15 protein-coding genes are annotated in these 17,937 nt (G+C 37.6%); 1 reads left to right on the plus strand and 14 read right to left on the minus strand.

Annotated elements, in window-relative coordinates; all coding sequences use genetic code 11:
* Window positions 1–6: 6 nt before the first annotated feature.
* Genes QL995_RS16215 through QL995_RS16260 form a run of 10 tightly spaced genes read right to left on the minus strand, consistent with a single transcriptional unit; the run spans window position 7 to window position 9,713 of the window.
* Window positions 7–591 (minus strand): prepilin-type N-terminal cleavage/methylation domain-containing protein, encoded by a 585-nt coding sequence (locus QL995_RS16215; protein WP_290294615.1) that lies wholly within the window; start codon window positions 589–591, stop codon window positions 7–9.
* 1 nt (window position 592) lies between these two features.
* Window positions 593–1,813, minus strand: coding sequence for a type II secretion system F family protein (locus tag QL995_RS16220; protein ID WP_290294616.1), 1,221 nt, complete (start codon window positions 1,811–1,813; stop codon window positions 593–595).
* Window positions 1,800–3,527: a GspE/PulE family protein gene (locus QL995_RS16225; protein ID WP_024594461.1), complete on the minus strand. Its 1,728-nt coding sequence runs from the start codon at window positions 3,525–3,527 to the stop codon at window positions 1,800–1,802. Before QL995_RS16225 ends, QL995_RS16220 begins: the two co-directional genes overlap by 14 nt.
* Window positions 3,524–4,666 carry a tetratricopeptide repeat protein gene (locus QL995_RS16230; protein WP_169061027.1) on the minus strand — a complete coding sequence of 381 codons (1,143 nt, stop codon included), beginning with the start codon at window positions 4,664–4,666 and terminating at the stop codon, window positions 3,524–3,526. The genes QL995_RS16225 and QL995_RS16230 overlap by 4 nt, the downstream gene beginning before the upstream one ends.
* Window positions 4,663–5,565 carry an AAA family ATPase gene (locus QL995_RS16235; RefSeq protein ID WP_007586321.1) on the minus strand — a complete coding sequence of 301 codons (903 nt, stop codon included), beginning with the start codon at window positions 5,563–5,565 and terminating at the stop codon, window positions 4,663–4,665. Before QL995_RS16235 ends, QL995_RS16230 begins: the two co-directional genes overlap by 4 nt.
* 2 nt (window positions 5,566–5,567) lie before the next feature.
* Entirely contained in the window at window positions 5,568–7,217 is a 1,650-nt protein-coding gene (mshL, locus tag QL995_RS16240) for a pilus (MSHA type) biogenesis protein MshL (protein ID WP_290294617.1), read from the minus strand.
* Entirely contained in the window at window positions 7,201–7,524 is a 324-nt protein-coding gene (locus tag QL995_RS16245; RefSeq protein WP_007586318.1) for a hypothetical protein, read from the minus strand. Before QL995_RS16245 ends, mshL begins: the two co-directional genes overlap by 17 nt.
* Window positions 7,502–8,197 (minus strand): hypothetical protein, encoded by a 696-nt coding sequence (locus QL995_RS16250; protein WP_010553778.1) that lies wholly within the window; start codon window positions 8,195–8,197, stop codon window positions 7,502–7,504. The genes QL995_RS16245 and QL995_RS16250 overlap by 23 nt, the downstream gene beginning before the upstream one ends.
* Entirely contained in the window at window positions 8,194–8,793 is a 600-nt protein-coding gene (locus QL995_RS16255) for a PilN domain-containing protein (RefSeq protein WP_225305713.1), read from the minus strand. The genes QL995_RS16250 and QL995_RS16255 overlap by 4 nt, the downstream gene beginning before the upstream one ends.
* Window positions 8,790–9,713 carry a hypothetical protein gene (locus QL995_RS16260; RefSeq protein WP_007586312.1) on the minus strand — a complete coding sequence of 308 codons (924 nt, stop codon included), beginning with the start codon at window positions 9,711–9,713 and terminating at the stop codon, window positions 8,790–8,792. The genes QL995_RS16255 and QL995_RS16260 overlap by 4 nt, the downstream gene beginning before the upstream one ends.
* Before the next feature lie 76 nt (window positions 9,714–9,789).
* Here QL995_RS16260 and QL995_RS16265 point away from each other — a divergent pair, with 76 nt between their 5' ends.
* On the plus strand, window positions 9,790–10,698 hold the full coding sequence (locus QL995_RS16265) for a pyridoxal-phosphate dependent enzyme (protein WP_290294618.1): 909 nt from the start codon (window positions 9,790–9,792) through the stop codon (window positions 10,696–10,698).
* Here the strand turns inward: QL995_RS16265 and QL995_RS16270 are convergent.
* From QL995_RS16270 to QL995_RS16285, 4 genes are all read right to left on the minus strand, one after another.
* Complete coding sequence (locus QL995_RS16270) at window positions 10,695–12,377, minus strand: EAL domain-containing protein (protein WP_290294619.1); 1,683 nt, start codon at window positions 12,375–12,377, stop codon at window positions 10,695–10,697. The genes QL995_RS16265 and QL995_RS16270 overlap by 4 nt on opposite strands.
* A 450-nt stretch (window positions 12,378–12,827) precedes the next feature.
* Window positions 12,828–15,557, minus strand: a complete 2,730-nt coding sequence (locus tag QL995_RS16275) for a response regulator (RefSeq protein ID WP_290294620.1) — start codon at window positions 15,555–15,557, stop codon at window positions 12,828–12,830.
* 242 nt (window positions 15,558–15,799) lie between these two features.
* Window positions 15,800–16,522, minus strand: a complete 723-nt coding sequence (ssb, locus tag QL995_RS16280) for a single-stranded DNA-binding protein (RefSeq protein ID WP_007586300.1) — start codon at window positions 16,520–16,522, stop codon at window positions 15,800–15,802.
* Between the two features lie 20 nt (window positions 16,523–16,542).
* On the minus strand, window positions 16,543–17,910 hold the full coding sequence (locus QL995_RS16285; RefSeq protein ID WP_290294621.1) for an MFS transporter: 1,368 nt from the start codon (window positions 17,908–17,910) through the stop codon (window positions 16,543–16,545).
* Window positions 17,911–17,937 lie beyond the last annotated feature (27 nt).

Raw genomic sequence — 17,937 nt, forward strand, 5'->3', positions numbered from 1 at the left:
AATTACTTAGTTTTTAAATATTTTTACTTTGCCTGTTTTAGCAAAGTATGAAAAACCTGTTAAACCTGATATTTCACTCGTATTGGTAGGTATACTTTTAATATCAATGGTATGAGTTAAATAATAGACGCATTGCGTACTTTCTGCATTGTACCTAACTAAAAAACTTACACTTTTTATTATCGATATTTCACTACTTAAGGTACTGCTTGGTGCATCTTGTAAAATTATATTTAATACTTGGCGGCATTTATAAGCATTTATAGACTCTGCGCGAGTATCTTTTTTTTCTGTTCCATCACCCGTTGGTGTACCTAACGATCCATCAACAGCAACTATCACTCCTCCATAATTAACGAATGTTATATTTGACTTACTATTTGGTCTCCCTTCTAACTCCCATTGACCTCTAACCATGCCAACAGCCGATGAAAAACTACCCGCAATAGCATCTACGCTTGCATTATGCGCTTGATTTTTAATACCTATATATTGAGGTATAGCAAAACTCAAAATTACTGCCAGTAAAATAACAACAATAACTAACTCAAATAATGAGAAACCTTTTGAGTAAGCTATTGTTGTGTTCACCTTAATTCCCTTTAATTGCCGACATCATGTTCCACATAGGCATAAAAATACCCAATGCTAAAATCAGCACCATAATGGCAACAAACACAGTTAAAATAGGTTCTATTTTTGCAGTTAAGCTTCGTAAGTCATAATCAACTTCACGCTCATAATAATCAGCTGCTTCTTGAAGTAACTCATCAACCCGACCGGTTTCTTCACCTACGGCGACCATCTGTAATACAAGCTGAGAAAACAGCTCAGAACTTTTTGAGGCTCTAAGTAAGCTATCGCCTTTTTCTATATCTTGGCGCATAGTAATAATCGCTTTTTCCATATAGCTATTATCTACAGCATGCGCTGTTAGCGATAATCCCGTGGTCATAGGTACACCAGACCGTAATACCATAGCTAAACTTTGACTATAACGTGCAAGCAACGTACGTTTTAAAATATCGCCAATAAAGGGGATTTTTAATTTATATTGATCCCACTTGAAGCGTCCTGGTTCTGTATTTAAATAACGCTTCCACGCAAATACCGCTCCAATCCCCACAACTAATAGCAACCACCAATAGTTAACAAAAAAGCTACTGGTGCCAATTAATATTCGTGTCATTAACGGCAATTCGGCATCAAATTTGGCAAACATGCTCGCAAAGGTAGGAATTACAAAAATATTTAAAATGACCATAGCTGCTACAAGAGCCAAAATAACAAAAGTAGGGTAGCGCATAGCTGCTTTGATACGCTTACGAGTTTCCTGTTCTTTTTCAAAGTAAATAGCGAGTTGATAAAATGCATCTTCTAATCGGCCAGAACCTTCACCAACCATTACCATTGACACAGTTAAGCGGCTAAATACCTCGTTATGAATTGCCATTGCATTGGATAAGTCGCGGCCTTGCTCAAGTTGCCTGGTAACTTCCATCAATACATTTTTAAATTCTTTATTTTGTGTTGTATCTGCCAATCCAATCATTGCTCGTATAATTGGAATACCCGCTTTTAGTAGCGAATACATTTGTCTAGAAAACATAATCATGTCGTCTAGCGTTATTTTTTCGACAAATAAATTATCAAAAATTTTAATATTATTTTTTGTTTCAACTAAAGAAATTGATATTGGTATAAATTGACGCTTCATTAAACTATCAGCTACGCCAGCTTGGTTACTCGCTTCTAATTGGCCTTTTACCAAAACACCTTTGCTGTCTTTCGCTTTATAGCTATATAGTTGCATCAATATCCCCTACTATTTCTGGGATATATTCAGCCACTTTAAATACTTCATCTAAAGAGGTAATACCTTTCTTAGCGTAATTTAATGCCATTGCTGAGAGTGGCGAAAAGTTTGCGCTATTTTTAGCGGCTTTCGCAAAACCTTGTGTGTCGTTAGCGCGCAATGCATCCATCATTGCATCATCCATTTCGAGCAACTCAAAAATACCTACACGTCCTTTATAACCAGTGTGATTACATGCTGTGCAACCTTGCCCTTTAGAAAATTGAGCATCTGTAATCTCTTCGCCTAAATATTTTAACCAACTTATTTCTTGGCGATCTGGCAAGTACGGTACTCTACAGTCATTACATACTCGCCTTACTAATCGCTGAGCAATAATCGCTCGCAGTGAACTTGCCACTAAGTAAGCCGGTGCGCCCATATCAATTAAGCGCATAGCGCTGGTAATTGCATCATTGGTATGTAACGTTGATAGTACTAGGTGGCCTGTTAAAGCGGCCCTTAATCCAATATCTACGGTTTCTTGGTCACGCATTTCGCCAACCATTATGATGTCAGGATCTTGCCTTAGAGCGGTCCGTAAAATACTGGCAAAACTTAGCCCTATTTTATTATTTATTTGTACCTGGTTAATACGTCCAATACGATACTCAACCGGATCCTCTACGGTAATAATTTTACTTTCTTGTTGGTTTAACTCACTTAATGCACCATAAAGTGTGGTTGTTTTACCCGAGCCTGTTGGCCCAGTAACTAAAACCATGCCATGTGGACGTTTTATAATGCTGCGCACACGTTTTAATATGTGTGCCGGCATGCCTGTTTCATCTAACGATAATAATCCTGCAGATTGATCAAGCAAACGCATTACAACTGATTCACCATGCTGAACCGGCATGGTAGATAGGCGCACATCAATACTATGGCTGCGCACTTTTATATTAAACCGGCCATCTTGAGGGAGGCGTTTTTCAGATATATCTAATCCCGACATAAGCTTTAAACGTAGCACTAGTGCCGATGCTATTTTTACTTGGTTAAGAGTGTGCTCTTGTAATATTCCATCTACACGTTGACGAATGCGAAGCAAACCTTCATCTGGCTCAATGTGAATATCAGATGCGCGAACTTGCACAGCATCCTCAAATATTGATTGCAGTAACTTTACAACGGTTGCATCGGATGTCTCATCACCTAAAGAGTTTAAATCAAACTCTTCTACGTCTTGATATTCTTCATGGAGTTGTGCTGCAAAGTTGGTAATTTCATCTGTACGACGATATACGTTGTCAAATGCAGCCATGATTTGGCTTTCTTGTACAACAGCTAAATCTATTCGTTTAGGAGCAAGCATAGTCGCAAGTTGATCAAGGCCCCTTAAATCAGCAGGATCGCTCATCCCAACCAAAACAGAGTCACCATTGTCTTCGATTACTAGTGCTCTGTAACGACGCGCATATACCTCAGATAAAAGCTTAGACACATCGTGTGATATTTTTCGCTGTGATATATCTAAAAAAGGTACCTGTAATTGCTGCGCTAAAAAGCGTAATAACTGTGGCTCACTAATAAACTCAAGTGTAATAAGTGTCGAACCTAATTTACGGCCCGTTGCAGCTTGAACGTTTAATGCTTCACTTAGTTGCGCTTCGGTGATCATGTGTTCGTGGACAAGTAAGTCGCCTAAGCGCATTTTTAAACTAGGTCTCATACGGCCTCCTTTAGTGCAACTAAACGCTGTAATGCATGCTGGGTCATAGCGGTATTTAACCCACCTAAATCTAGAGCCACCTTATAAAGCTGTTTAGCATCGAGGTACTCTCCTAGTGCATCTTTTGAGGTTGCAAGTGCAAGCCACCACTTGGCTTGACTCGGCTGGAGCTGTGTAAGATGTTTAAAGCTTTCAAGTGCTTTATGGTGCTTACTCGCACTTTGCGCAGCAGTACCTTGCAGCACCCAAAAATCAAGATTCGCCTGGGATTCAAATTCATCACTTAAAAGCAGTAATACTCCCTCATACTGTTGTTGCATAATGAGTATTTTGCTTAGCATTACACGCCATTCAAGTACGTTAGGGTTTTGGCGAATACCTGATTGCAAAACCTGTTGCGCAGAATTTATATCTTGTTGTTTAAAGTAAGTTGCAGCCAGTAAGTTTCGGGCCTCAACATGTAAAGGCGATTGCGCTAAAATAATGTTTAAATCACTAATAGCTTCGTTGTATAAGCCAAACTGTATTGCCTGTTTAGCTGCTGCTAATTGCTCGACCAATAAAGCCTGTGGTGACTTAGTTTCTGCTGCGCTTTTGATCATAGTATTTTGTGGCTTAGTTTTAGTCACTGAAGTAGTTTTTGGCTTGCTGACAATAACTTTGCTAGCCACTAACATATTATCTTTAGCTAGTGCAGGGCTTTGTTTAACCTCGGCAATTACAACCGGCTCAGCCGTTGGTTGAGAAACCAGTAATGTTGCTTCACTCAACTTGGATTCAGCTAAATCATTCACTTCTGGTTTTATTTGCTCAACTTGCACAGCCTTCTTCACAACTTCTTGCTCAACTAAAGGCTCTACAGTGCTTTTTTCATCTTGAGAATCAGATAAATTAGAGCTCAAAACCGCGACCATTTTTTGCTGTGGTAGCACAGACTCACGTTGAGTTTCTTTTTTGTCGGCGGTCGGTAAATACAGGTATGCTAAAAAAATGACACTTAGCATAATAAGTAAAATTGCGGCTTTAAATACAATGTTTTTTACATCATATATTGGCTTTACGCTTATACCTTCTTGAATATTCACTTGTTTAGCTTCACGTTGCTCAATATTTTTAAGCATATTATTTATAACGCTCATAACCACTGCCTCCATACCCATATGGCAGCAATAGCTAAAACACTAAACATTAACGCGCTGTAGCTCCAATATTGACCGGTTCGATATTTTGCGCAGTCTTCGGTATCTTTTATGGCAAGCTGAATATGGCGATTTGTTATTGTATTTAACCCTTCACCGTAAGCTTGTAATAGTGCTTTGTGGCATAAAATATTAACTAACCTAGGAATTCCACGGCTTGCTCTGGCAATCTTAAGCCCCATACTATTATTAAATAAAGGAGGCCTATTAAATCCTGCAACTTGTAAGCGATGATTAATATAATAAACAACCTCAGCGCCAGTCATCGCCCGTAATTTATACGAAAAACTAATACGTTGGCGTAACTGCCTTACTTTATTGTTTGCCAGTTTTTCATCAAGTTCAGGTTGCCCAAATAACACAACTTGAATCAACTTTTCGCTTTCTGTTTCTAAGTTTGTAAATAACCTCAGCGCCTCTAGAGTCTCCCAACTCAAGCATTGCGCCTCATCTATCAAAAGCACTACGCGCTCATTATCTTCTTGTAAGTCGAGTAAGTGATGATTTATAAGCTGCCCTAGTGCTTGTTGATCCAATGCTTTATCTACATCCATACCCAGCTCAATTGCAATCGCCCATCTAAGCTCTTCAGGGCTTAAATAAGAGTTAGGCAAATAAGCCACAATGTAATCTGGCTCAAGTTGGTTTAATAGCTTTCTACAAAGCAACGTTTTACCAGTCCCAACTTCACCGGTGACTTTAATAAACCCCTCACCCATTTCAATGGCTGTTGTTAGCACTTGCATCGCTTCGTGGTGCGGTTCAAGTGCACAAAAAAATTGCGTGTTAGGGGTTAACGTGAAAGGCATTTCACTTAAATTAAAAAAGCTTAAATACATAGTTAGTTTTCATACCATGTTTTTAAAAGCTGACGGCTTTCACCCTGTTGTTTTTTCCAAGTGTCGGGCATAACAACAGTTGGTTTGATTAAGATAATCAGTTCTTTTTTCTCTTGGCGTTTACGAATACTTTTGAATAAATTGCCAAATAGCGGGATATCACCCAGCACCGGTGTTTTAGATTCTTCATCCTGAGTTGACGTTTGCATCAAGCCACCAATAACCACTATTTCGCCACTTTGAGCGCGAATAACGGTATCTGACTCTCGAATATTGCTTTGCGCTAGAGGTAGCTCAAAACGTTGATCGTCTAAAGTAATTACCTTTAGTTGCTCCTCTGTCTCAGTTACTGAAGGGTGAACATGCAAAATGACTGAGCCATACTTATCAATCTGCGGCGTTACATCAAGGGCAATACCAGAAAAGAACGGCGTTAAATCTATCTCAGGCGAGGTAGTTGTAGCAGTACCAGTTACCGTCGTACTTGATACATTAGTAACAAAGTATTCGTCTTGCCCTACTTTTATAACTGCTTTTTGGTTGTTTGTAGCCGTAACGCGAGGGTTAGATAACATTTGCACATCACCTTGGGTTTCTAGTAAATTAATAACCCCGTTAAAGTCACCTTTTTGAATTGTCAGCGATGACGCTCCGCCAATGGCAGCCGAAATGCTATTACTAATTGTAGAACCCGCTGTTGTAGCAAACGAAATACCGCCTTCTAAACCACTGGCTATGCGCTCCCAGTTAACCCCTTGTTGGTACTCATCTTTTAAGGTTACTTCTATTATTTTTGCTTCTAGAATAACTTGGCGTTGCAAGTTTTCTTGGCTTTGACGTAAAAACTCTTTTAGCTGACTAATTTCGCTTGGTAATGCATTTACGGTTACCAAACTAGCTTGTGGGCTTGCAACAACATAGCGCCCATCGCTTGCGCCAATTAAAGACTTAAGGGCAACTTCTAATTCCTTCCAAAAATCGTTTTTATTAATTGTTTGGATTCGAGAACCATTTAAATCTAAGCTTTGATTATCGCCGCCAAATTCACTATTTTGCTGGTTACTATTACCTGAACTCGAACCACTGCCACTTTGTGCAAATTGACTAACCCCACCAGCAACAACACTCACTGTAGACTGACCATGGCGTTGCATCATTAAATAATTTACAGGTATTGTTTCTGTGCGCATTTTGGCTGGTAGTACTTGTACAATTCGTCCTTCATTAACAATATCTAAAGGATACATACGCTTAATAACATTAATGACTTCATTAAACGTAACGCTTTTAAGATTTAAATTAATTGTGCCATTTACCTCAGGATGCACAGCAACACTAAAAGGGGTATCGTCTGTTAAGCCTGCAAAAAAAGCGCCTATTTCGACATCATTTGCTGCGACATCAAAACGCTTTATAGATAAATCATCACTTATAGTTTGCTCATTATTTATAGATGACAATAAGCTTTGTGTAAGTTCGCTTGGCATTTGTAGAGGCGCAATTACTTTAGCCTCTGTAGGTCTTTCAGATAACTCTTGCTCTATATGATTTTTAACCTCTTTACCTGGTTTAAAGCTATGGCACGCAGTTAAAAATGTAGGTAACAATAGAAGAACAAGCCACGGATGAGATAAATTATTTTTTAATTTCATAGTCATATAATTCTAATTTTATTTGTTTATCATCATTTGCTAACACAACCTGTTTTGAGTTAATGCTTAGCACCCGAAAATCATCTACAGCATCACCAACTCGATAAATATGGCCTGAAATAATGGCCTTAAATGCTGTACTGTTTTTAATAATAGATTGCAATTTAAGTTCTGTACTTTGCTTAACTGGGCTATTGTTACTCACAAACATATTTGGCTGAGTCGGATCGCGAAGTTGCGCAAGCGCACTCGGCGCAATAATGTAAAAAGCCAAAGTACAAATACTATAACGCGATAAATTTTTCATTAGCGCTCACTGTAGCAATTTGTAAAGTTAATTCAGCCTGAGGGTACTCTAGTACCTGATAACTAAACTCTTGTATTAATAACTTATCTTGATTATTTTTTAATGCGGCTAAATATTTTTGTAAGCTAAAGTAGCTACCTTGCAAAGTAACTACCATCTGATGCTCAAAAAATAATGTTTGCGTATCATGTTCACCTAGTTTTTCTACATCGATAGCCCGTGCTGGTTTTACATTAAAGCTACTCACTTTTACGTCGCTACTATCTACGAGCAAATCTTTTAAAACGGCAGGTACATTTTTAGCAGCTACAAAGCCTTGGCTAAAACTATTAAGTTGATTATTTATTTCGGCTAATTCATCTCTGGTTTGTGCAATTTGACCGCGTAAAACCTTAGTGTAGTCGTAGTTTAGTGCTTGGTTTAACATGGAGAGTTGCGCATTTATCTGCTGTAACTCTTGCAGCGTTGTATTGTGCTTTGAACGTATGTTGGCAACTTCATCTTGCTGTGGAAAAATAACGAACCAGAGACCGAGGTAAATCACTATAAACAAACCAACAAATAAGGTGGAATACTTCTCACGTTTTTGCAGCGATGCAAACTGAGCTTGGTATTTGACCCATAATGGCCAACCTTTATTTTTATTATTCTGGCTACTTGTTGTTTGGCTCATGGTTTATCGCCCTCATCACTAAGGTCTGTCGCTACATTAAATTCACTCACACCTGCTTGCGTAGATAACTCTAAAACTGAAAACTCTTTATCAATAAAAAATGGCGACTGTTTTAAATTATCAAACCAAATTGGTAAGAATTTTGATTGCGATGTTTGACCCTGAAGCGTCACACTTTGCCCTACAAACTTAATGTGGGTCAGCCAAATATTAGGTTCATGATACTTAGCTAAATCGTGCATTACCTGTGCGTAATCGGTTGCAGACTGATCTGAACTTTGCTCTAAATAGCTAAATATTTGCTGCTTGTGCAAAACCTCTTGCTGAAGTGTTTTTAGCTCATTAATAAAGAGTGTTTTATTTTGCTTCTCTGCTAACTGCTGTTTTACAACTTCTAACTGAGCTTTTCCTTGTTTGAGGTATTGCCTATTTTGTTCTAAATCAAGCTCACTAGAATATGTTTTATAACTGTAAAAAGCCCACGTGATTGCAATAATTAATAGCGCACCTAACCACAACGTAATCATTCCAGACAAAGGGACTGGGTCTCGCCGTACGCGTAAGGTTTTTTGATAAAAGTTAATCCGGGTTTTCATAGCACAGACTCAGGATCTGTTAATTGATAGGCTGCCCCAAGCGCATAATAAAAATTTGGCTCTAATTGCTGCGCTAATTCTAAGTTAGGCTCAAAATCTACAACTTTTACTTGTAAAAACTCTGCAAGCCCGGCTCTAAGAGTTAATGAAGATAAATCATCGCACTGTAACTGAATACTGCGAATTGGTGGTTGCTTGAGCTGGCTTTCAAAAAAGTCCATAGAACGCTGAATTTCTAATCCTAACGCTTCTACCAATTCTTGATTTTGATCTTTATCTGAAATACCTAAAAAACCATTTAATCGTCTAGCTAATACTAATTGCCCATCACGAATAATTAAGATTCGAGGTTCATGATTAGCATGTTGCACAATCAGCATATGCGCCTCTTTGTATGAGCCAAACAAGGTAACTAAAACCATTTCTTCAGAGGTCATTGCACGCAAAACAGGTTTAGTTTGTTCAAAACTGTCTATAAACGGAAGTAGTTGCAGCTTATTCGTGATAAACACATTCATTTTGCTGCTTTGCATCGGTAATGTTATTGGATAATCGATAAAATCAGCCACAATATTTTCAGAAGCTATATCAACTAAGTCTTTTGTAGTCCAAGGGAGTGACTGAATAATTTCTTCATCACTAAGGTTTGGTTTATCCATTTGCACTATTTGATAAAAGTAGTGCGGTATGACTAAATTAACGGCACAAATATCAGTAGAAACCTCATTTGTACAAGCAACAATTGCAGCGGTATAATCGGTTTGCTCAGACACATTTACACTGTGAGAACTGTGAACCATCCATTGGTCGCGTTGTTTTTTTAAACATACTGCGTTAACAGTATCTGCGTAAGTTGCAACACCAATAGCTGTATTTGGATCTAAACTACGATTTAACCATGAAAACAGCTTTTCTTTCATATAGCTACTATTGTTAATTATGTATGAAATAAGTGTCGTACATTTTAACTACTTTGCCAAATTGAAAACCAAAAAAATGCATGAAACATTCAAAATAGATGAAAATAACTATATTCAACAAATAGATAGCTCGTTTCTAAAAAAGAGAAACATTTATTTAGGTATAAAACGTGATGATTTGCTCCATCCGCTAATAAGTGGCAATAAATGGCGTAAATTAAAATATAATTTAGCGTACATGCAAAAGATAAATAAAACAGAACTCCTGACTTTTGGTGGTGCGTTTTCAAACCATATTCACGCCTGTGCAGCTGCGGGAAAAGAATTTAATATAAAAACTCGCGCGATTATTCGCGGACCTGAACTGGATAACAACAACCCAACAATCCAATTTGCAAAACATTGTGGTATGAACCTACATGTAGTTAATCGTATAGAGTATCGAAAACGCCACGACACCGATTACCTTAATGCTCTGCAAGAGCGCTTTCCAAATGCCTATATCATTCCTGAAGGTGGTACAAACGAGCACGCCTTATTAGGGTGTAAAGAGTTAGTGCAAAGCTTACCTGAGCATAACTACTTAGTGTGCCCTACCGGTAGTGGTGGCACGCTTGCTGGATTAATAGAAGGCAGTGCTTCAACAACACAAGTGATTGGTGTAGCAGTATTAAAACAAGCTAATTATTTAAATGAAGAAATAAAAAAGCTGAGCGCTAAAGCTAATAATCAAACTAACTGGCAGTTACTCAGCGAGTTTCATGGTGGTGGCTATGGTAAGTTTTCTCCTGAGTTATGGCAGTTCTGCCAAGATATGAGCCGCACCTATAATCTGCCACTTGAACCTATTTATAGCGGAAAAATGATGTATGCATTGTGGCAACTTATTGAACAAGATTATTTCCCATCTGGGAGTAAAATTATTGCGGTTCACACTGGCGGGCTTCAGGGGCTAAATGGACTTAAATATAGAGGGTTAATTTAATTAAATACCGCTTGCGTAAACTCTTGGAGTGGCTCTGAAAAGTAAAACCCTTGAGCTCCTACCACTCCCAATTTGGCAAGCGTAAACAACTCTTTTTGAGTCTCTACACCAACGGCATACACAGGTAAATTTAAGAGGTTAGCGGCTTCGACTATCTTTTTTATTTGCCTTTGATTTTGAGTTTTTTCATTTAATAAATGAATTAGTTCGTATGATAATTTAAGCCCGCATACTTGGTTATAATCAGCTAATACCGCTATTTTCTCACTACTTTTTACATTATCAATCACAACTTGTGAACGGCTTTTTTTAATTATATTTAGTGCATTAGTTATCGATTCTCTATGAGTAAAAAACTCAGCCTCACTTATTTCAAATTGTAATTTAGCACTTAATTTAAGCTCTGCTATTTGACTAGGTAACCATTCCCAAAATACATTATTAAACCAATTTTTAGGGTGTAGATTTACACTAACTGTTAAGGCCGAAGATTCACTCAGCATTAGCTTTTTAACTTGTGTTATTACTGCTTTATCTAATATTAAAGCGTCTTGATTACTATAAACCTGATTAATAAAATAACGAGCAGCTAGTAAACCAAGTTGGCTATGCCTAACCCTGATAAGAGCTTCATGTTCTAAAATTTCCCCGCTAGAGAGCTCAAATAAAGGCTGGAAGAATAATATAAATTTGTTCTTTTTAATATTTTCGATAACTTGCTTACTAGAAAGTGGTTTTTCTTGGCAGTAATTTAACGCTAAGCGGTGAAAGTGCTGTACTGAGCTGTTTTGCGATAGCATAAGTGCTGATTTTGCTAACTGATAAACCGCAATTTTATCTGCGCCTAATCGATAGTCGCACGCACCTATTTTAATGTTTTTATGAGTCATACTTTTTTGATAATTTTGGCATAGTAAAAACACGCTCTGATGGAGCTTTTCAACGTAGCTGTCTAACTCGGGAGTAGGTATATGTGGCAAGGTGACGGCTAAGTAACTGGAATTTAGTATTTTTACCGACACATCTTTAAATTCAGTCAATTTTCTAGTGATTAACACTTTAAAAATAGCTTCTTTATCGGTTTTCTTATCAAAGTCACATTCAATGAGTAAAAATAAGCTATGTGATGCTCTATTAACCCCATACAAAGAACTTAATTCGCATTTTTTTACTTGTTTAATTAATCGTATTTTATTTTGTTTTTGTTTAATAATTTTAGTAGGTTGTATCATTGTATTTTTGGGCGTAATTTTACGGCTTACATTCAATAACCCCCACCAGCGATAAGACCAGCCAGCGGCGCCTAATATGATCAAGTTTAGCAATATAAATAAGTAACTTTGTGTTACCCAAGCAGGATAGTGATAGAGGCTCAAACTTAATGTTTTGTAAGAAAAAACTTCGCGCTCTATATTCACTAAATGCCTAAAATGCTCTGCAGGCTTTTGCACCTCCAACACAAAACCTTCACTTTTAGCTAATGCGGCTAACACTTCATTGTTTATAGAAGGAGATAAATTCAGCTCGTAAACGTGTTTAACGAACTGCTGCCCAGAAGCATGAACTTTTTGATGTAATGCATCATTTAAAACGAAATTAAAACTAATAAGCATCATTAAAAATAAGACAAAAGAGATACCTTTGAAGTACTTGAAAAGCCAGAGTTTACTCTGTTGCATAGCCTGCCACCCGTTAAATTATTAACTAAAGTGTTGTTCAATATCTATAGAAGTACAAGGCTGTAAACTAAGTTTAAACGTTTATTAATAGCGCTAAACAAAAAACACTCAGATAAACGAGAACTTACAAAAACAAACAACTATGCCCTTTATTTTATAAATAGATTAAATTGAATCCTCAAGCTTAAGCGCGTTTTGTTTGTAGTGTGTACAGCGAAGCGATGTGCTTTGTTTATGGTGCCTAACTCACTAACTTCTGACATTGATAATTCAACCTTTGCTGAAATAAACATATGGGGAAAAGAATGTATGAGACTTCATATAGCAACCGGTGGCCAGATTCTATTTTATGAATTGTCTTTTTAAGTTATCCAAAATAGGCTCAAGCAACGGGAGACATTACGATAGGTACTTAATATGGATAATTATTAAATCACTTTAATGGCTCAGCTATTTATTTAAACAGCGGATTATAGTTTCGCGTAGATTTTGCGCTTTAATAGGCTTTGCAACATGGGCGTTCATGCCAATGGATAAGTATCGTGTAATATCATCTTTCATAACATTAGCTGTTAAAGCAATTATTGGAATATTTGCGATTGCTTTGTCACTATCGCTACGAATAATTTTACTCGCCTCAACCCCGTCCATAATAGGCATATGAATATCCATCAAAATAATATCGTACGATTGTGATTTCACGGCTTGAATACATTCTAATCCATTGTCAACCAAGTAAATTTGAGCATTAGCCTTCTCTAGTATGTTTGTAACGATAAGCCTGTTGATCGAGTTATCTTCCACAACCAATATTTTTATACCTGTCAGCGACGCTTCACTTACGGTGTTTACTATAGGCACTTCATTAAGAGGGCCTACTACTTTACTTTCAATCGCCTCATACAAAACACTCGTGTATACAGGTTTCTGCAAAATAGTTTTTATACTTACTTTTTTGGCTGCATTATTAAGTAAACTTTCGTCACTCATTATAAGCACAATCGTGTTGTTATAAAGTTGAGGATTAATATTGAAAATGCGTATTAAAAAAGTTTCGCTACTCATTGATGGCATAGCCCAGTCGACAATAATAACTTTAAATTTCTCTTTATTGTGTTCAATAATATCAACAGCTTGTTTAGCAGATTGACAGGCCGTACATACCAGCCCCATAGCCGTTAGCTGATTTTCAATTACCTTAAGATCATCTTCATTATCATCTATAATTAATACCTCAAACGAATCAGTAAATGTTAGGTCGGGAGTGTTATCAATCAACGCTTGGTTATTCAATTTCACCTTAATCGAAGCTATAAATTCACTACCTACACCTTGAGTACTTTTTACCGTTATATCCCCACCCATCGATTGGCATAAACGCTTACTTATAGTTAAACCTAAACCTGTGCCGCCAAATTTCCTGGTTGTAGAGCTGTCAGCTTGAGTAAAAGATTCAAATAAATCGGTAAGGCTTTGCTCGGCAATCCCAATACCGGAATCCTTAACAATGAAATACAAACAAACGCTCTTAGGATCAGCTAACGATCTTTTTGATTCTATTAATACCGATACAAAGCCCTGTGTAGTAAATTTAATTGCGTTAGAGCATAAATTTAGCAGTACTTGGTTTATTCGAACTACATCACCTATTAAATCGAGCTTAACCTCTTTACCAATGACAATATCAAATGTGATCCCTTTGCTTTGAGCTAGCTCATCAAAAGTTGCTTTGATGTAGTCAACAACCGAATTTACAGAAAAAGGAAATTCCTCAAGGTTAATATTTCCAGACTCAATTTTTGAAAAGTCTAAAATATCGTTAATAACTACAAGGAGTTGATCTGAAGAATATTTAATTTTATTTAAATAATGCTCATATTCCCCGGGCAAACCTTTTTCGAGCAAAATGTTGGTTAAGCCAATAATCCCACTCATAGGGGTTCTAATTTCATGACTCATATTTGCTAAAAATTCAGACTTAGCGGATGTCAGCTTTTCGGCCTCTTCTTTGGCTTGCAACAGTTCTTCAGTACGCTGATCAACGCGAGACTCTAATCTTTGCTTTTCTTCATCAAGCTCTTTTAAAAGTTGAATGCGGCGTTGATTTAAAAACAATACGAAAACTAAAAAGCTGCTAAGAATAGAAATAATCGCAGTAGCGCTGTAAATTAATGTTTTATTTTGCTCAAAATAGGTTGGCTCGTAATAAGATATGATCGACTTTTCTGGCAAGCTTTGTGGAGCTATATCGAACTTGTTTAATTGACGCCAGTCATAAGCGTAAACACTTAGCCCTTCACCACTGATCTCACTTAAGCTTTTGTTTTCATTGTATAAAATTATCGAATCAGCAATGCGTTCGCCTATTTTTTCACCCGACAACACATACCCACCAACAACACCTGAGCCTAATAGTACCTCCCAATAACTAAAAACGGGCGCAGAACTTGCTTTAGCTAATTGCTCTACGAGCTGATAAGGGCTAAGGGATTTATTATCGTAATGCCTGAAAATGGGAGTAAACAATATAATTGAATCATCTGGCGCATTTTTTACTTTAGTTAGCAGCTCTGGCATTGAAAGATCAAACCACTTCTCTACGCCTAAATACGAAAAGTCACGGTTAATAACCGAAAAGAGCCCTCGATAAAAGCTCATCCCAATATCGTTTTTTGTATCTAATATAACGATTAATTTTTTAGGCTTCATTAAATTAACAGCGCTTGCTGTTGCTTGCGCGTAATCTAATTTAGCTTGGATTACTGCTCCGTTAGTATTTTTAGGCAAACTAAATTGAGCGCCTGGTTCCAAATATATTCTTGGAGCATTTATAAAAAAGTCATCTAATTGCGATAAAAGTACTTCAGCAGAAGGAGACTGAGTAACAATGATATCGATGTGCTTATTTTTATATTTTTGTTTGAGGTAGTCCTTCATTAACTGTTTTTGATTTGCTTCATCGAATCGGTTTACATCCATATTTTCAACGAAGAGTTCATAACTAAAAGAACGTTCTATAAGTTTTTTACGCAGTCCAGAATCAACACTTTTGTGCCAAGGCATATCTTGGTTTGTTGAATTTATAAATAAAACATGAGTAACATTTGAAGAAGGTTGAGCGTTTGAAATTGGACTCACAAATTGAAAAACAAGAAATAAAAATAAGATATTAGTTTTCATGTTTCTCATTGTGTAATCAAGGTAAAAGTCTTTTAATGGTAAGTGTTAACGATATATATATCAATTAAATAAAATGTAAATACCACCATAATTTAACATGTTTACTAATACTATTTCATTTTATTGCTTAATGACGATATTCATTGATAGTTCTGGGTTGCCCTCACTACACAACTCGTATAAAAAAGCCGCTATTAAGCGGCTTTAAAATACTTTTTCAACATTTTGTATTTTGTCTTAGGTCAGAACGGGATATCGTCGTCAAAATCAATGGTTGGTTCCATTGGGTTTGATGCGCCACCTTGCGGAGCACTTTGTGGTTTAGGAGCGAAACCACCTTGCTGTTGTGGTGCACTTTTTTGCTGTGGTGCATAACCACCTTGCGGCTGATATTGATTACTTTGCTGCTGTGGTGCTGGAGCCGGTTTTGGTTGTGCTGCTGGTGCGGCTTGTTGCTGCGGATTATAGCCACTTTGCTGTGCGGCTTGGCCTTGGTTATTTTGACCGTAACCACCGCTTTGTTGACCACCTTGCGGCTGATTACCTTGGTAACCACCACCTTGTTGTCCACCTTGCGGCTGATTACCTTGGTAACCACCACTTTGCTGATCGCCACCACGTGCGCCTAACATTTGCATTTGACCAGTAAAGCCATCTACAACTATTTCTGTAGTGTATTTTTCTTGGCCTTGTTGATCGGTCCACTTACGTGTTTGAAGTTTACCTTCAACATAAATTTGTGAACCTTTACGACAATATTCACCAACAATTTCAGCTAATTTGCCAAAGAACACAACACGATGCCACTCAGTTTTATCAACCATTTGGCCAGTGTTTTTATCTTTATAGCTATCCGAAGTTGCTAAGGTAATATTTGCTACACCATTGCCGTTAGGCATATAACGAACTTCAGGATCTTGCCCTAAATTACCAACCAAAATTACTTTGTTCACACCGCGTGCCATGGAACCATCTCCTATAAATGTTAGATTAAACCAGCTACTTTACGCGCTTGGTCTAGGTCAAATTCTTTATCATTAATCTTTAAATAGCTGCGACTTTCATCGCGAACCACAGTTGCTTCTATTACGCCTGGTAAAGCAACTAACTGAGAAGCAAGTGTTTGAGCATGCTCTTCAGAATCTAATTTGGTCATTAAACTAATAACTTTACTTTTGGGTGGGACTTGCATTTTCCACGCAATAATAAGCCATATTAACCCAACAAGTGCCGCTGCCGCAAACACAGCTTGCGTCGTTGTAGTTTGTGCTACATAACCACCTAACATACCGCCTAAAAAGGCGCCTAAAAACTGACTAGATGAGTAGCCACCCATTGCTGAACCTTTTTGGCTTGCAGGTGCTATTCGCGATACAAGCGCAGGCATAGTGGCTTCTAAAAAGTTAAACGCCACAAAATAAAGCAGCATACACACAGCAATGCCTACTACACTATTAACCCATACCGACATTGCTAGCATACTAATAGTTAACAAGGCTACTGAGCCAATAAATGCTTGTTTTTCTTTCTCTTTTTTAATGGCCACAATCATTATTGGTACCATTAATAAAAATGCTAAAAATAGCACTGGAATATATAAATACCAGTGATGGTCGGCAACTAAGCCATCTTTAATTAATTGACTCGGCAGTACGACAAATATTGTGGTTAGCGTTAAGTGTAATAGCAATACACCTGCATTTAATCGTGCTAACTGAGGGTGCTTAATTAGTTTTTTAATGTCGCTAAAGCTTGCTAATGTATCGCCTTTGGGCGCTTTATTTACCGTATTTGGCACTAGCATAGTCACTATAAATATACCAAAAACAGCTAAAATAGCAGTCAACCAAAATACACCCGCAATACCCCACGAAGCTGCAACAATTGGCCCAAGTAGCATAGCAAAGGCAAAGCTCATTCCTATGCTCATACCAATAACGGCCATTACCTTTGGTCGTTGCTCATCTCGGCTTAAATCTGAAGCAAACGCGAGTAGTGCACTGGCTATTGCGCCCATACCTTGTAGAGCGCGGCCTACGGTAACCATTTGAATAGAGTCAGCTAATGCAGCAACTACAGAGCCAATAGCAAATACGACTAAACCACCAACAATAACCTTTTTACGACCAATTTTATCGGATAATCGACCCATAGGTATTTGCAATACGGCTTGCGTTAAACCATACGCACCAATGGCAAAACCAATCCAAATAGGCGAAAAACCTTCAAGCGATTGTCCATAAATAGCCAATACAGGCATCAGCATAAACAAGCCGAGCATTCTAAATGCAAACACACTCGCCAGCGATACTGCGGCGCGTTTTTCTCGTGAATTAAGTGAAGATGCGGTCATTATCTGCGTGATCTTACTCTATGAAAA

Source organism: Pseudoalteromonas sp. APC 3358 (assembly GCF_030408075.1).
Classification (GTDB): Bacteria; Pseudomonadota; Gammaproteobacteria; order Enterobacterales; family Alteromonadaceae; genus Pseudoalteromonas; species Pseudoalteromonas arctica.

Bases quoted from the DNA above. Each gene is read 5' to 3' on its own strand.
- QL995_RS16225 (WP_024594461.1), bottom strand. From the start codon at position 3,527: ATGAGACCTAGTTTAAAAATGCGCTTAGGCGACTTACTTGTCCACGAA.
- QL995_RS16235 (WP_007586321.1), bottom strand. From the start codon at position 5,565: ATGTATTTAAGCTTTTTTAATTTAAGTGAAATGCCTTTCACGTTAACC.
- QL995_RS16250 (WP_010553778.1), bottom strand. From the start codon at position 8,197: ATGAGCCAAACAACAAGTAGCCAGAATAATAAAAATAAAGGTTGGCCA.
- QL995_RS16265 (WP_290294618.1), top strand. From the start codon at position 9,790: ATGCATGAAACATTCAAAATAGATGAAAATAACTATATTCAACAAATA.
- QL995_RS16260 (WP_007586312.1), bottom strand. From the start codon at position 9,713: ATGAAAGAAAAGCTGTTTTCATGGTTAAATCGTAGTTTAGATCCAAAT.
- QL995_RS16275 (WP_290294620.1), bottom strand. From the start codon at position 15,557: ATGAAAACTAATATCTTATTTTTATTTCTTGTTTTTCAATTTGTGAGT.
- ssb (WP_007586300.1), bottom strand. From the start codon at position 16,522: ATGGCACGCGGTGTGAACAAAGTAATTTTGGTTGGTAATTTAGGGCAA.
- QL995_RS16245 (WP_007586318.1), bottom strand. From the start codon at position 7,524: ATGAAAAATTTATCGCGTTATAGTATTTGTACTTTGGCTTTTTACATT.
- QL995_RS16220 (WP_290294616.1), bottom strand. From the start codon at position 1,813: ATGCAACTATATAGCTATAAAGCGAAAGACAGCAAAGGTGTTTTGGTA.
- QL995_RS16285 (WP_290294621.1), bottom strand. From the start codon at position 17,910: ATGACCGCATCTTCACTTAATTCACGAGAAAAACGCGCCGCAGTATCG.
- QL995_RS16255 (WP_225305713.1), bottom strand. From the start codon at position 8,793: ATGAAAACCCGGATTAACTTTTATCAAAAAACCTTACGCGTACGGCGA.
- QL995_RS16230 (WP_169061027.1), bottom strand. From the start codon at position 4,666: ATGAGCGTTATAAATAATATGCTTAAAAATATTGAGCAACGTGAAGCT.
- QL995_RS16270 (WP_290294619.1), bottom strand. From the start codon at position 12,377: ATGCAACAGAGTAAACTCTGGCTTTTCAAGTACTTCAAAGGTATCTCT.
- mshL (WP_290294617.1), bottom strand. From the start codon at position 7,217: ATGAAATTAAAAAATAATTTATCTCATCCGTGGCTTGTTCTTCTATTG.